The organism is Acidocella sp. C78, from assembly GCF_907164655.1.
In genome coordinates this window covers 64,857-77,364 of record NZ_CAJQZK010000017.1, presented here as the reverse complement: position 1 = coordinate 77,364, position 12,508 = coordinate 64,857, and the positions used below count along the sequence as shown (strand labels likewise).

Genomic DNA, 12,508 nt, shown 5'->3' with positions numbered 1-12,508 from the left:
GCGAGGAACATCGACATCACCGAATGGCCGAAGATGCGCGCCGCCTCCCGCGGGTAGAGCAGCCAGCGCGCGGCGTAGAGCAGGGTGAAGAGACTAAACAGCGCGATGTTCAGCAGCCAGAGCGCCATCGCCGGACGGTGCAGGCCGGGCAGCTGGTTGAGGTCGAGCGCGAGAATGCCGGTTCCCATCGTCGCGGCGAACCAGTTCGGCGTGAACTGGCGCACGATGGCGAGCAGACCGGTGTGACGGGCGCGGGCGAAACGGGTGAAATCCTGGTGATCATGAATGCCTCCGGATCGGGCGCCGGGGCGGCAGCATGTCCGCGATCCGGCGATGCCATCGTGATAGCGGCATCGCCATATCATCGTCTATACAGAACGATTAGATCTAATTGATCATTTTATAAGAACGATCAAATCCTTCATCCGGGCATCCAGGCAGCCGGCCGGGTCAGGCCACCGGATCGAGCACCGCATCGGGCGTGCGGGCGCCGGTCATGTAGGCGACGGCGTCGGACATCGAATGCGTCTTCGGGTCGATCACGCAGAGCCGGCGGCCGAGGCGGTGGATATGAACGCGGTCCGCCACCTCGAAGACATGCGGCATGTTGTGGCTGATCAGGATGATGGGGATGCCGCGGGCCTTCACGTCGAGAATGAGTTCGAGTACGCGGCGGGATTCCTTGACGCCGAGGGCCGCGGTCGGCTCGTCGAGGATGATGACCTTGGAGCCGAAGGCGGCGGCACGGGCAACGGCGACACCCTGGCGCTGGCCGCCGGAGAGGGTTTCGACCGCCTGATTGATGTTCTGGATGGTCATCAGCCCGAGATCGGAGAGTTTCTGGCGGGCGATGCGCTGCATCTCGGCATGGTCGAGCTTGCGAAACACCTTGCCGAGCAGGCCGGGTTTGCGCAGTTCGCGGCCCATGAACATGTTGTCGGCGATCGACAGGCCGGGCGCCATGGCGAGCGTCTGGTAGACGGTCTCGATGCCGGCGGCGCGGGCGGCAATCGGCGAGGCGAAGCGCACGGGCTTCCCCTCGAGATGGATCTCGCCCTCATCGACCTGAATGGCGCCGGAGAGCGCCTTGATCAGCGAGGATTTGCCGGCACCGTTATCGCCGATGACGGCGAGGATCTCGCCGGGATGGAGATCGAAATCGCAATGGTCGAGCGCCGTGACCCGGCCATACCGCTTGACGAGGCCACGCGCCTTGAGAACGGGTTCCATCACACCGCCGCCTTTCTGATCCACTGGTCCACCGCGACCGCGACGATGATCAGCGCGCCGATCATCAGGTAGGTCCATTGCGGGTCGGTGCCATACATGTTGAGCCCGAGGGTGAAGACGCCGACGATCATGGCGCCGAAGATCATGCCGAGGATCGAGCCGCGGCCGCCGAACAGCGAGATGCCGCCGATCACCACCGCGGTGATGCTGTTGATGTTCTCGAACTGGCCGGAATTGGGCGAGATCGCGCCGATGCGGCCGATCAGCGCCCAGCCGGCGATGGCGCAAACCAGGCCCGAGAGCGTGTAGACGCCGATCAGCATCCGCCGCACGTTCACCCCCGCCAGTGCGCGGCATCGGGATCGTCGCCCACGGCGTAGACATGCCGCCCCCAGGCGGTGTGCCGCAACACATAGGCGAAGAGCAGCACGAGACCGATCATCAGCACGACGCCATAGGTGAAGGTGGCGCCGTTGGCGCCGCCAATCACGAAGGTATTGCCGAGATATTGCAGCAGCGGCGCCTGCATCGAGATCTGCGCCGCGCCGATCGTCTGGTTGCCGGAATAGAGATAGTTCGCCGCCAGCACGATCTGCCAGGTGCCGAGGGTGACGATGAAGGGCGGCAGCTTCATGCGGGCGACGAGCACGCCATTGATCCAGCCCGCCGCGGCGCCGAGGCCGAAACCGGCGAGGATGGCGGCACCGGCGGGTAGCCCATAGGCGAAGGCGCACTGGCCCATCAGCACCGAGGACAGCACCATGATGGCGCCGACCGACAGATCGATCCCCGCCGTGAGCACGACGAGCGCCTGGGCGACGCCGACGATGCCGGTGATGGTCACCTGCTGGAGGATCAGCGTCAGCGCATAGGCGGTGAAAAAGCGGTGGCCGACCAGGATGCCGAAGCCGAGCAGCGAGGCGAGCAGCACGATGAGCGGCGCGAGCCACGGCGTTTCATGCAGCAGGTGCTGCAGCCGCTCCAGCAGCGTCTTGCGGTGGCTGAATTCGGCGACAGTCTCGGCGCCGGACGTGACGATGGAGGCCTCGAAGGTGATCTCGGTGCGCTCGTTGCTCGACATCGCATATGCTCCATGACCGCGCCGGGTGCGCCGGCGCGGCAGTCGAAGGAAACGGGGCGGCGTTACGCACCGCCCGCGGTCGTGTCGGGGATCAGCTGCCCCAGCAGATCTTGGCGCCCTTCGCCGGCGTGATCGAGGGAACACCGGAAACGGGGTGGGCGGTGATCAGGTTGGTGCCGGTATTGTAGAAATCCTTGCCGGCGCTGGCCTGCGGCTTCTTGCCGGTCTTGGCGAAGGTGACGATCGCCTTGACGCCGAGGGCCGCCATCTTGAGCGGATATTGCTGCGAGTCGGCGGCGATGATGCCTTTCTTCACGCCGGCGACGCCGGTGCAGCTGCCATCGATCGCGACGATGGTGACCTTGCCGGCCTTGCCGACCGATTTCAGCGCCTGGTAGGCGCCGAAGGCCGCCGGCTCGTTGATGGCGTAGACCAGGTTGATGTTCGGGTTGCGGGCGAGCAGCGTTTCCATGCCCTTCTGGCCGCCCTCTTCCGAGCCACCGGTCTCGACATGGCCGACGATGCGCGGATCGGGGACGTTGAACGTGTTCGGCGTCTTGATCTTGTCACCGAAGCCGGCGAGGAACCCGTGGTCGCGCGCGACGTCGACGGTGGGGTGCGAGATCGACAGGTCGAGCATCGCGATCTTCGCGTCCTTCGCCTTGGCGCCGAGATGCTTGCGGGCCCAGCGGCCGATCAGCTCGCCGGCCTCGAAATTGTCGGTGGCGAAGGTCATGTCGGCGGCGTTGGTCGGGCTCAGCGCGGTATCCAGCGCGATCACCAGCAGCCCGGCCTTGCGCGCCTTCTCGACGGTGGGGACGATCGCCTTGGTATCGGACGGGGTGATCAGGATGCCCTTGGCGCCATCGGCGATGCAGCTCTCGATGGCGGCGACCTGCGACTGGTTGTCGCCGTCATATTTGCCGGCATAGGTCTTGAGATCGACGCCGAGCTTCTTCGCCTCGGCCAGCGCGCCCTTGCGCATGGTGACGAAATAGGGGTTCGAGTCGGTCTTGGTGATGAGGCAGGCGCGGATCGGCGCGGCCTGGGCGGTGGCGGCGAAGCCGGCGAGCGCGCCGAGCGCGGCCAGTGCGATCGTCGCTGAGCGGGTGAAGCTGTTCCTGTTGGTCATGTTGTTCTCCTTGGTCTCGACACGGTGTCTGGACTTGGCGCCTCCGGGCGCGTTCCGCGGGGCGGGACGGCACGGACGCTGTATCGTCATCGGCCGGAATCCGGCCGCATTGCCGAAGCGCGCGGCATCGGGGCCGCCGCTTGCGTCTGGTCGTGAATAGGGGTCGGCTGGGCGCCGTGCGCCGTCATCGTTCCTCCTCGGTCTTGTTATTCGTTCACCGGCCCGGCGCGGGAGCGTCAGGATACCAGAAAACGTTTTCATGGCTTTCTTAATTTGCACGTCTGGCAGGGGCAAGAAATTTCTTGCGCTGGAACGAAAATTTTACCTGACGCACCAAATCCGGTGCCGCTCTGGGGCAGACACGGTGCCAAACCCGTCAGTAGACGAACGAACCCTCGTCACGAATAAGAAAACGTTTTCAAATTTCTATCGCTCGGCAGAGGCATCGATATCATGGAGCCCCCGCGGCCGCCCGGCGGGATCAGGTGGACCAGTTCCGCGCGAAATCGGCGAACAGCGACAGGCCGCCGCAAGCGAAAACGGTCTGGCCGGTAACGTAGCTCGCCTCATCGGAGAGCAGGAATGCGGCAACGGCGGCGATTTCATCGGCTTCGGCAGGGCGACCCATCGGGATATGCGCCTCGACGATGCGGCGGCGCTCGGGATCGCCGGTCCAGCCGGCATTCATCGGCGTGACCGTCGCACCGGGCCCCACCGCATTGACCCGCACACCGCGCGCCGCGAACTCAAGCGCAAGGGTGCGGGTCAGATTCCCAAGCCCGCCCTTGGCCACCGAATAGGACAGGAAGCCCGGCTTTGGCACGATTTCGTGAACCGAGGAGACGTTGAGGATCGCACCACCCAAATGCTGCGCCATATGGCCGATCACCAGCCCGGACAGGTGGGCGACGGCAAGCAGATCGACGGCGACGACGCGGTCGAACCGGTCCATGTCGAGCGCGTCGCTCGGCTGCTCGGTCTGGATGCCGGCATTGTTGACCAGGATCGAGAGGTGACCGGCGCGCCCGATGGCGCGCGCGACAACAGCCGCCATCGCCGCGCGGTCGGTGACATCGGCGGCCTCGGCGTGATGAAGGACGCCCGGGCCGGCGGCGCGGAGTTCCTCCAGGGTTGCGGCAGCCTCGGCATCGCCCGGCAGATGGGTGAAGGTGACCGCGGCGCCCTCCTGCGCGAGACGCCGGGCGATGGCCTGGCCGATCCCCGACGCCCCACCGGTGACGAGCGCGTGCCTTCCGGCGAAGCGGGCACGATGTGGCTGGACTTGCGGCGTGGTCATGCCGGTCTCCTCACAGGATCATGCAACGGCAGGTTAGCGGCATGCCGCCGCCGCCGCCAGCCCCGCGGCGCGACCGGAAGAAACGATCTATATTCGCAACATCGAAGATGGCAGCATAAGAGACCCGATCCGGGAAGGCCGCGCGATTTCCTCGATTGCATTTTCATTGAGGGTCAACTAAATATAAATGACAATCATCGCAGGGAGGAACTCGATGACAAAAAAGATAGAAGATCAGGTTGAAGACATCGTCGCGTCGCGTCTGCCGCGCCGCGCCGTGGCGCAGGGAGTGACGCTCGGCGCCGCCGCCGCGATGCTCGCCGCCGGCGCCCGCACCGCCGAAGCCGCCGGCAAGGACCCGTTCCCGCCGCACAAGCGCTGGAAGTTCGTGTTCGTCAACCACGTCACCACCAACCCGTTCTTCGTGCCGACGCAATACGGCATTCACGACGCCTGCCGCCTGCTTGGCTGCGAATGGCAGTGGACGGGCTCGCAGACCTCGAACGTCGCGCACATGGTCAACGCGATGGACGCGGCGATCGCCGGCAAGGCCGATGCGATCGCGGTGCCGCTGGTCGATCCGACCGCGTTCAACAAGCCGACCGACCGCGCGCTTGCCGCCGGCATCCCGGTGTTTTCCTACAATGCGGACGCGCCGGCCGGCTCGGGCAACAAGCGCCTCGCCTATATCGGCCAGGACCTGTTCCTCGCCGGCTACCAGATGGGCGAGAAGATCGTCCAGCTCGTCGGCTCCGGCGAGGTGGCGCTGTTCATCGCCACCCCCGGCCAGCTCAACATCCAGCCGCGTATCGACGGTGCCGCCGCGGCGATCAAGAAGCTCGGCAAGAACATCACCTATCATGAAATCGCCACCGGCCCGACGGTGAACGAGGAACTCTCCAAAATCCGCGCCTATTATCTCGGCCACCAGCACGTGAAGGGCATGTTCGCGGTCGATGCCGGCTCGACCCAGGGTGTGGGCGAGGTGATGAAGCAGTTCGGCCTCGCCCGGAAAGGCGTGCATGGCGGCGGGTTCGACATGCTTCCCAAGACGCTCGACCTGATCAAGAGCGGCGATCTCACCTTCACCATCGACCAGCAGCCCTATCTGCAAGGCTTCTACACGGTGATGGAGATGTTCACGTTCCTGGCCTCGGGCGGCCTGTCGGGCCCGGCGGACATCAATACCGGCCTGAAATTCGTGACCAAGGGAGGGGTGCAACCCTATCTCGACACGCACACCCGCTACGAGGGCAGCTCGGCCAAGCCGCAGATCGTGCCCCGGAACGGGCCGATCGCCGGCTGATGCCGCGCCGGCGCGGCGGCCGGTCGAACCCCGATGGGGCAAGGCAGGCCACGCGCCGGACGTCCGCCCTCCATAAACGAGGCCGCTCCGCGCGGGGCGGTGCCTGAGATCAGGGGAACGGCATGAGCCAGCCCATCAGTCTGCGCCGACACGGCTCGCGCCTGTTCGCGCTGCGCGAGGCGAGCATTCTCGTCGTCGCCATCCTGCTGTTCGGCTATTTCGCCATCAGCAACGACAATTTCCTCTCCGGCGCGAACCTGCAGACATTGTCGCAGTTCATCGCCCCGGCCGCCATCATCGCCTGCGGCGAGATCATGCTGCTGATCTGCGGCGAAATCGACCTCTCGGTGGGCCAGGTCTTCGCGCTCGCCCCGTTCATCATGGCGTTCAGCGTAAAGGCGGGGCTCGGCCTGTTCATCGGCATCGTGCTCGCGCTGCTGGTCTGCGCCGTGGTCGGGCTGATCAATGGCGGCATCACCGTGCTGCTGCGGGTGCCCTCCTTCGTCACCACGCTCGGCACGCTGTTCCTGATCAACGGTTTCACCCTCACGATCTCGCGCGGCTATCCGGTCAACACGCCGGGTGGAGCAACGATCGCGAATATCTTCGGCGCGGAAGGCTACAGCGAGTTTCTCTGGGCGCTGCTGATCGTGCTGATCATGCACGCGGTGCTGCGCCACCGCCGCTGGGGGCTGCACACCATCGCGGTGGGCGGCAATCTCACCGGGGCGACCGAGGCCGGCATCAACGCGGCACGGATCAAGGTGGGGAATTTCGTGCTGACCAGCGTGCTCGGCGGCGTGACCGGCATTCTGGAGGCGTTCCGCATCGGCTCGACCGATCCGCTCGCCGGCGGCACCAACATCATGTTTCTCGCCGTCGCCTCCGGCGTGATCGGGGGGACCAGCCTCGCCGGCGGGTCGGGCACGATCATCGGCGGGCTGCTCGGCGCCACCGTGCTCGGCGTGTTGCAGGACGGCTTCACCCTCGCCGGAATCAACGCCTTCACCTTCGACATGATCATCGGCGGCGCCATCCTGATCGCGATGATCGCCAATATCCGCGTCCAGGGCATGCGCAAGGGAGGCAGGCGATGAGCGCCACCGTCAACGAAACGGCCGCGGACGCGCTACGGGCCGAGACCATCGTCAAGTCGTTCGGCGCGGTCACCGCCCTGTCTGGCGTGTCGCTTCATGTGAAGCGCGGCGAGGTGCTGGGCATTCTCGGCGATAACGGCGCCGGCAAGTCCACCCTGATGAAGATCATCACCGGCTATCACAAGCCGACCGCGGGCCAGCTCTACGTGCGGGGCGAGGCGGTTGATCTCGCCTCGGTCGACCATGCGCGCGCACTCGGCATCGAGTGCGTCTATCAGGATCTCGCGCTGGTGAACACGCTGCCGATCTATCACAACATGTTCCTGAACCGCGAGCTCAGGACCCCGTTCGGCATGCTCGACCACAGGACGATGCGCCGGCGCGCGGCGGAGGCGCTCGAGGATATCGGCGTCAACGTCCCCTCGGTGGACGAGGAGGTGGAGATGCTCTCGGGCGGGCAGCGGCAGGCGATCGCCATCGCCCGCGCGGTGTATTCCGAGGCGAAGATTCTGCTGCTCGACGAACCGCTCGCCGCGATGGGCGCGCGCGAGGCCGGGCTGATCATCGACCTGATCCAGCGCCAGCGCGCCCGCGGCGATATCTCGATCATCATGATCATGCACAACTATGCCCAGACGCTCGAGATTGCCGACCGGGTCATGCTGATGCAGCATGGCGAGGTGACGTTCTCTGGCGCTGCGCGCGACACCTCGGTCGAGGAACTGCTCGAGATCGTGCGGCGCGAATACCGCGCGGCACGGGCGCGCTGACGCATGGCGCCGGCGGCACAACATCAGCACGGAAAAGGGAACATCATGACCGCACATGCCAACGCAATCTATCCGAGCCTCAAGGACCGGGCGGTGTTCATCACCGGCGGCGGCGGCGGCATCGGCGCCTCCGTCGTGCAGCATTTCGCCGAGCAGGGCAGCCGCGTCGTCTTTGTCGACATCGACGCGGCGGGCGGCCAGCGCGTGGTCGAGCAGGTGGCCGCGAAGGGCCACGCCGCGCCGCATTTCATCAAGTGCGACCTGCGCGACATCGACGCGCTGAAAGCCGCGATCGCACAGGGCGCCAAGGCGGTCGGCCCGTTCACCGTGCTGGTGAACAACGCCGCCCATGACGAGCGCCACCCGACGATGGAGGTCACGGTGGACTACTGGGAAGACCGGTTGCAGGTGAACCTGCGCCACCAGTTCTTCACCGCCCAGGCGATCATCCCGATGATGAAGGCCGCCGGCGGCGGCGCCATCGTCAATTTCGGCTCCAGCAGCTGGCACAAGGGCCAGGGCGGCATGCCCGCCTATGTCACCGCCAAGGCCGGCATCGAGGCGCTGACGCGCAGCCTCGCGCGGGATTTCGGGCCGGACAACATCCGCGTGAACTGCGTGGTGCCGGGCTGGATCATGACCGAGCGGCAGATCGAGAAATGGCTCACGCCGGAAGGCGAGGAAACGCTGATGAAGCAGCAATGCCTCAAGCAGAAGCTGGTGCCGGCCGATGTCGCGCGGATGGTGCTCTGGCTCGCCGCCGACGACAGCCGGATGGTGACCAGCCACAATTTCTTCGTCGATGCCGGCTGGATCTGAGCGGCGCGGGCGGATGACCCTCCGCCGATGATCGGCCTCGATTGGGGAACGACGCGGCTGCGCGCCTTCCGCATCGCGGAAGACGGCGGATTGCGCGATGCGCGCCGTGCCGATCGCGGCGTGCTGAGCGTGGCGCCGGGCGGCTTTGCCGATGTGCTGCGCGAGATCGCCGACGACTGGCTGGAGGCCGGCGAGCGGCGGGTGCTGATCGCCGGGATGGCCGGCAGCCGCCAGGGTTGGCTGGACGTGCCGTATCTCGACTGCCCGGCGGAATTCGGCGCCATCGCCGCCGCCGCGCAGCCAGTGGCGTTCGAGGGTGCGGATGCGCGCATCCTGCCGGGGCTCGCGACGCGGGACGAGGCTGGCGTGCCGGAAGTCATGCGCGGCGAGGAGACGCAGATCGTCGGCGCGGTGGATGACGCCGCGCGCCGCCTCGTCTGCCTGCCGGGCAGCCACTCGAAATGGGCGGTTGTCGAGGCCGGGCGGATCGAGGGGTTCCGTTCCTACATGACCGGCGAGGCGTTCGCCGCGCTGGGCGGGGCGACGATTCTGGCGCAGACGATCGAGGCGGGCGGGCCGGAGCCCGACGCCTTCGCCGATGGCGTGGCGCGGGCCCGCCAGCCCGGCGGGTTGCTGCATCATCTCTTCGGCGTGCGGACCAGGGTCTTGCGCGATGGCGTGTCGAAATCCGCCTCGCGCGCCTATCTCTCAGGCCTGCTGATCGGCCACGAGGTTGGCCACGAGATCGGCCGTGCGATCGGCCGCGGGCGGACGGCGGATGCGACAGAGGTGACGCTGATCGGCGATCCCGCGCTGTGCGGGCTCTACCGCGACGCGATCACGCTAAGCGGCGGGGCGGCGCGCGTGCATGACGATGTAGCCGGGGACGCCGCATGTCTCGGCCTCGCCCGGCTCGGAGCGCAAATTTCATGGCAACACTGAAGGAGCATCTCGACGCCTGCCCGCTGGTCGCGATCCTGCGCGGGGTCGCGCCGGACGAGGTGATGGCGGTGGGCGAGGCGCTCGTCGGCGCCGGCGTGAAGATCATCGAGGTGCCGCTGAACTCGCCAGACCCGTTCGAGAGCATCGGCCGGCTCGTCCGCGGACTCGGCGCGCGGGCGCTGATCGGCGCCGGAACGGTCATGACCGTGGAGGATGTCGGCCGCCTCGCCGGGGCGGGCGGGCAGTTGATGGTGACGCCGCACGCAGATCCGCGCTCGTGGCCGAGGCGAAGCGGCGCGGGCTGATCGCCCTGCCCGGCTTCTTCACCCCGGCAGAGGCGTTCGCGCTGATCGGCGCCGGGGCGGACGGGCTGAAGCTCTTCCCCGCCGAAGCGGCGAGTCCCGCCGTGCTCAGGGCGTTGCGCGCGGTGCTGCCGCCGGCGCTGCCGGTGCTGCCGGTCGGCGGCATCACGCCGGCCACGCTCGCCCCCTGGCGCGCGGCCGGGGCCGCGGGATTCGGCATCGGCTCGGCGCTCTACCGGCCGGGCGATGACGCCGCTTCCGTGCGCGCGAAGGCGGCGGGCTTCATCGCCGCGCTCGGACTCTGATCCGGCTGCAAAACCTCTGGCCTTTGCGCGAATTGCCTTTTATCGTTTGACGGCAAGGACCGGATCGACCGGCCACAACGATGAGGGGAAGAGGCGCTGCCATGTCCGAGGCTTTTCACGTCTATGATGAACGGTTTCGCTCGATGCTGCTGTTCAACGCGGCGATCGAGACCATCGCCACCGGCTGCCGCTGGGCGGAAGGGCCGGTCTGGTTCGGCGAGCAGAACTGCCTGCTGTGGAGCGATATTCCGAACGACCGGATGATGCGCTGGACGACGAACGGGACGGTCGATGTCTATCGCACGCCGGCACGACACACCAACGGCCATACCCGCGACCGGCAAGGGCGGCTGGTCAGCTGCGAGCATGGCGGGCGCTGCGTCAGCCGCACCGAATATGACGGCACGGTCACGATCCTGGTGGATCGCTTCGAGGGCAAGCGGCTGAACTCCCCGAACGACGTGGTGGTGAAATCCGACGGGACGATCTGGTTCACCGACCCCGATTACGGAATCTGGAGCGATTACGAGGGGCATCGCGCGGAAAGCGAGATCGGCGCCTGCAACGTCTACCGGTTCGACCCGGCGAGCGGCGCGCTCGGCGTGGTCGCCAGCGATTACGAGCGGCCCAACGGGCTGGCCTTCAGCCCCGACGAACAGAAGCTCTACATCGCCGATACCGGCATCACCCACCGGGCGGATGGCCCGCATCATATCCGGGTGCACGACGTGATCGACGGCGCGCGACTCGGGCCGGGGAAGGTTTTCGCGGAAATCGCGAACGGCTTCGCCGACGGGTTCCGCCTCGACGAGCACGGCAATGTCTGGTCGAGCTGCGGCACCGCCAACGGCGTCGCCGTCTTCGCGCCGGACGGAACCCCGCTGGGCAAGATCGACCTGCCGGAAGCGACCAGCAACCTCGTCTTCGGCGGGCCGAACCGCAACCGGCTGTTCATGACCGCGACCAGCTCGGTCTATTCGCTCTATGTCGCGGTGCGGGGCAACAAGACGGTGTAAGGGGCGCGATTCTGATTGTCAGCGCCCGTTATTGATTGTATAAAACCGATAATAAACTGACTGTAATAAAATCCTGGGAGGACAAGATGGACTTCGATCAAACGGATTCCGGCGCTGCCGGCGCGATTGACCTGACGGGTGCGACCCGCCGCACGCTGCTCACCGGGCTTGCCGGCGGGCTCGGGCTGGCCGCCCTGCCCCGCTTCGGGCTGGCCAACAACCGCAAGCTCAAGATCGCCCTGTCGAACTCGTATATCGGCAACGAGTGGCGCATCGAGATGGTCAACCTCTTCAAGGCGGCGCTGCAAATGGAGCCGTACAAGAGCGAGATCGACGGATCGTATTTCAGCTCGGGCAACAACATCTCGCAGGAAAGCCAGCAGATTTCCGGCATGATCGCCGAGCGCGTCGATGCGATCCTGGTCGACGCCGCCTCGCCGACCGGGCTCAACGGCATTCTCCAGCAGGCGCATGCGCGGGGGATTCTTGTTGTCTCGTTCGACAACATCGTCACCACGCCGAGCGCGATCAAGGTGAACACCGACCAGGTGAAATTCGGCGCCACCCTCGCCGAATGGCTGGCGAAGAAGATCGGCGGCAAGGGCAATGTCATCATGGTGACCGGCGTGGCCGGCACCGGGGTGAACGAGGACCGCAACCGCGGCGCCGAAGAGGTCTGGAAGAAATATCCCGGCATCAAGATCGTCAGCCGTTTCGCCGGCGACTGGGCGTCCTCCACCGCGGAGAAGAACACTGCATCGGTGCTGCCCTCGCTGCCCAAGATCGACGGCATCTGGTGCCAGGGCGGCACGGATGGCGTGCTCAAGGCCTTCATCGCCGCGAACCGGCCGCTGCCGCCCACCGCCGGGGAGGCGGAAAACGGTTTCCGCAAGTTCATGACCGGCTATATGGGCCACAAGGTGGAGGGGCTTTCGGTCGGCCAGCCGCCCTATCTCGTGCTGATCGCGCTGGAACTCGCGCGGCGCATCCTCAACAAGTCGTATCCGCGCAAGGACATCACCATCCCCTTCCCCTTCGTCACCAACGCCACGGTGAAGGTGGGCGAGACGGTGTTCCCGAACCTGCCTGACAGTTTCTTCACCGACTTCACCGATAGCGGGCCGCACGCGACGCTCAAGATCTGTGTCGATGCAGCACTGCACGGCACACCCTGCGGCGGTTCCCTGACCGTGCATCTGCCCAAGGCCTGA

Annotated in this window: 10 protein-coding genes and 3 pseudogenes; 8 read left to right on the top strand and 5 right to left on the bottom strand. The window is 66.4% G+C overall.

Annotation, left to right across the window (positions count from 1 at the left end; genetic code table 11):
- From ACIDOCELLA78_RS000000107320 to ACIDOCELLA78_RS000000107300, 5 genes and pseudogenes are all read right to left on the bottom strand, one after another.
- Positions 1 to 287 (bottom strand): annotated as a pseudogene (locus ACIDOCELLA78_RS000000107320) (C4-dicarboxylate ABC transporter); the annotation flags it as partial.
- A gap of 163 nt (positions 288 to 450) precedes the next feature.
- Positions 451 to 1,230 carry an ATP-binding cassette domain-containing protein gene (locus ACIDOCELLA78_RS000000107315; RefSeq protein WP_201729021.1) on the bottom strand — a complete coding sequence of 260 codons (780 nt, stop codon included), beginning with the start codon at positions 1,228 to 1,230 and terminating at the stop codon, positions 451 to 453.
- Positions 1,230 to 2,311 (bottom strand): annotated as a pseudogene (locus tag ACIDOCELLA78_RS000000107310) (ABC transporter permease). The gene ACIDOCELLA78_RS000000107315 and the pseudogene ACIDOCELLA78_RS000000107310 overlap by 1 nt, the downstream one beginning before the upstream one ends.
- 91 nt (positions 2,312 to 2,402) lie before the next feature.
- Positions 2,403 to 3,443 (bottom strand): substrate-binding domain-containing protein, encoded by a 1,041-nt coding sequence (locus tag ACIDOCELLA78_RS000000107305; protein WP_201729020.1) that lies wholly within the window; start codon positions 3,441 to 3,443, stop codon positions 2,403 to 2,405.
- A 481-nt stretch (positions 3,444 to 3,924) separates the two neighbouring features.
- Entirely contained in the window at positions 3,925 to 4,740 is an 816-nt protein-coding gene (locus tag ACIDOCELLA78_RS000000107300; RefSeq protein ID WP_201729019.1) for an SDR family oxidoreductase, read from the bottom strand.
- A gap of 214 nt (positions 4,741 to 4,954) precedes the next feature.
- Between ACIDOCELLA78_RS000000107300 and ACIDOCELLA78_RS000000107295 the strand changes: the two genes are divergently transcribed.
- The 8 genes and pseudogenes from ACIDOCELLA78_RS000000107295 to ACIDOCELLA78_RS000000107260 all read left to right on the top strand — a co-directional run bounded on the left by ACIDOCELLA78_RS000000107295 (position 4,955) and on the right by ACIDOCELLA78_RS000000107260 (position 12,508).
- Complete coding sequence (locus ACIDOCELLA78_RS000000107295; protein ID WP_201729018.1) at positions 4,955 to 6,046, top strand: sugar ABC transporter substrate-binding protein; 1,092 nt, start codon at positions 4,955 to 4,957, stop codon at positions 6,044 to 6,046.
- 122 nt (positions 6,047 to 6,168) lie between these two features.
- Complete coding sequence (locus ACIDOCELLA78_RS000000107290) at positions 6,169 to 7,143, top strand: ABC transporter permease (protein ID WP_201729017.1); 975 nt, start codon at positions 6,169 to 6,171, stop codon at positions 7,141 to 7,143.
- Positions 7,140 to 7,913, top strand: a complete 774-nt coding sequence (locus ACIDOCELLA78_RS000000107285) for an ATP-binding cassette domain-containing protein (RefSeq protein ID WP_201729016.1) — start codon at positions 7,140 to 7,142, stop codon at positions 7,911 to 7,913. The genes ACIDOCELLA78_RS000000107290 and ACIDOCELLA78_RS000000107285 overlap by 4 nt, the downstream gene beginning before the upstream one ends.
- A 45-nt stretch (positions 7,914 to 7,958) precedes the next feature.
- Positions 7,959 to 8,732, top strand: coding sequence for an SDR family NAD(P)-dependent oxidoreductase (locus ACIDOCELLA78_RS000000107280; RefSeq protein WP_201729015.1), 774 nt, complete (start codon positions 7,959 to 7,961; stop codon positions 8,730 to 8,732).
- Positions 8,733 to 8,759: 27 nt separating this feature from the next.
- Positions 8,760 to 9,674 (top strand): 2-dehydro-3-deoxygalactonokinase, encoded by a 915-nt coding sequence (locus tag ACIDOCELLA78_RS000000107275; protein WP_201729014.1) that lies wholly within the window; start codon positions 8,760 to 8,762, stop codon positions 9,672 to 9,674.
- A pseudogene (locus ACIDOCELLA78_RS000000107270) lies at positions 9,662 to 10,281 on the top strand (2-dehydro-3-deoxy-6-phosphogalactonate aldolase). The gene ACIDOCELLA78_RS000000107275 and the pseudogene ACIDOCELLA78_RS000000107270 overlap by 13 nt, the downstream one beginning before the upstream one ends.
- Before the next feature lie 101 nt (positions 10,282 to 10,382).
- Complete coding sequence (locus ACIDOCELLA78_RS000000107265; protein WP_201729013.1) at positions 10,383 to 11,297, top strand: SMP-30/gluconolactonase/LRE family protein; 915 nt, start codon at positions 10,383 to 10,385, stop codon at positions 11,295 to 11,297.
- 86 nt (positions 11,298 to 11,383) lie between these two features.
- A complete protein-coding gene (locus ACIDOCELLA78_RS000000107260) occupies positions 11,384 to 12,508 on the top strand; it encodes a sugar ABC transporter substrate-binding protein (RefSeq protein WP_201729012.1) in 1,125 nt (374 codons plus the stop codon).

What these genes read in the sequence shown, in the direction of transcription:
- ACIDOCELLA78_RS000000107315 (WP_201729021.1), bottom strand. Translation starts at nt 1,230, where the DNA reads ATGGAACCCGTTCTCAAGGCGCGTGGCCTCGTCAAGCGGTATGGCCGG.
- ACIDOCELLA78_RS000000107305 (WP_201729020.1), bottom strand. Translation starts at nt 3,443, where the DNA reads ATGACCAACAGGAACAGCTTCACCCGCTCAGCGACGATCGCACTGGCC.
- ACIDOCELLA78_RS000000107300 (WP_201729019.1), bottom strand. Translation starts at nt 4,740, where the DNA reads ATGACCACGCCGCAAGTCCAGCCACATCGTGCCCGCTTCGCCGGAAGG.
- ACIDOCELLA78_RS000000107295 (WP_201729018.1), top strand. Translation starts at nt 4,955, where the DNA reads ATGACAAAAAAGATAGAAGATCAGGTTGAAGACATCGTCGCGTCGCGT.
- ACIDOCELLA78_RS000000107290 (WP_201729017.1), top strand. Translation starts at nt 6,169, where the DNA reads ATGAGCCAGCCCATCAGTCTGCGCCGACACGGCTCGCGCCTGTTCGCG.
- ACIDOCELLA78_RS000000107285 (WP_201729016.1), top strand. Translation starts at nt 7,140, where the DNA reads ATGAGCGCCACCGTCAACGAAACGGCCGCGGACGCGCTACGGGCCGAG.
- ACIDOCELLA78_RS000000107280 (WP_201729015.1), top strand. Translation starts at nt 7,959, where the DNA reads ATGACCGCACATGCCAACGCAATCTATCCGAGCCTCAAGGACCGGGCG.
- ACIDOCELLA78_RS000000107275 (WP_201729014.1), top strand. Translation starts at nt 8,760, where the DNA reads ATGATCGGCCTCGATTGGGGAACGACGCGGCTGCGCGCCTTCCGCATC.
- ACIDOCELLA78_RS000000107265 (WP_201729013.1), top strand. Translation starts at nt 10,383, where the DNA reads ATGTCCGAGGCTTTTCACGTCTATGATGAACGGTTTCGCTCGATGCTG.
- ACIDOCELLA78_RS000000107260 (WP_201729012.1), top strand. Translation starts at nt 11,384, where the DNA reads ATGGACTTCGATCAAACGGATTCCGGCGCTGCCGGCGCGATTGACCTG.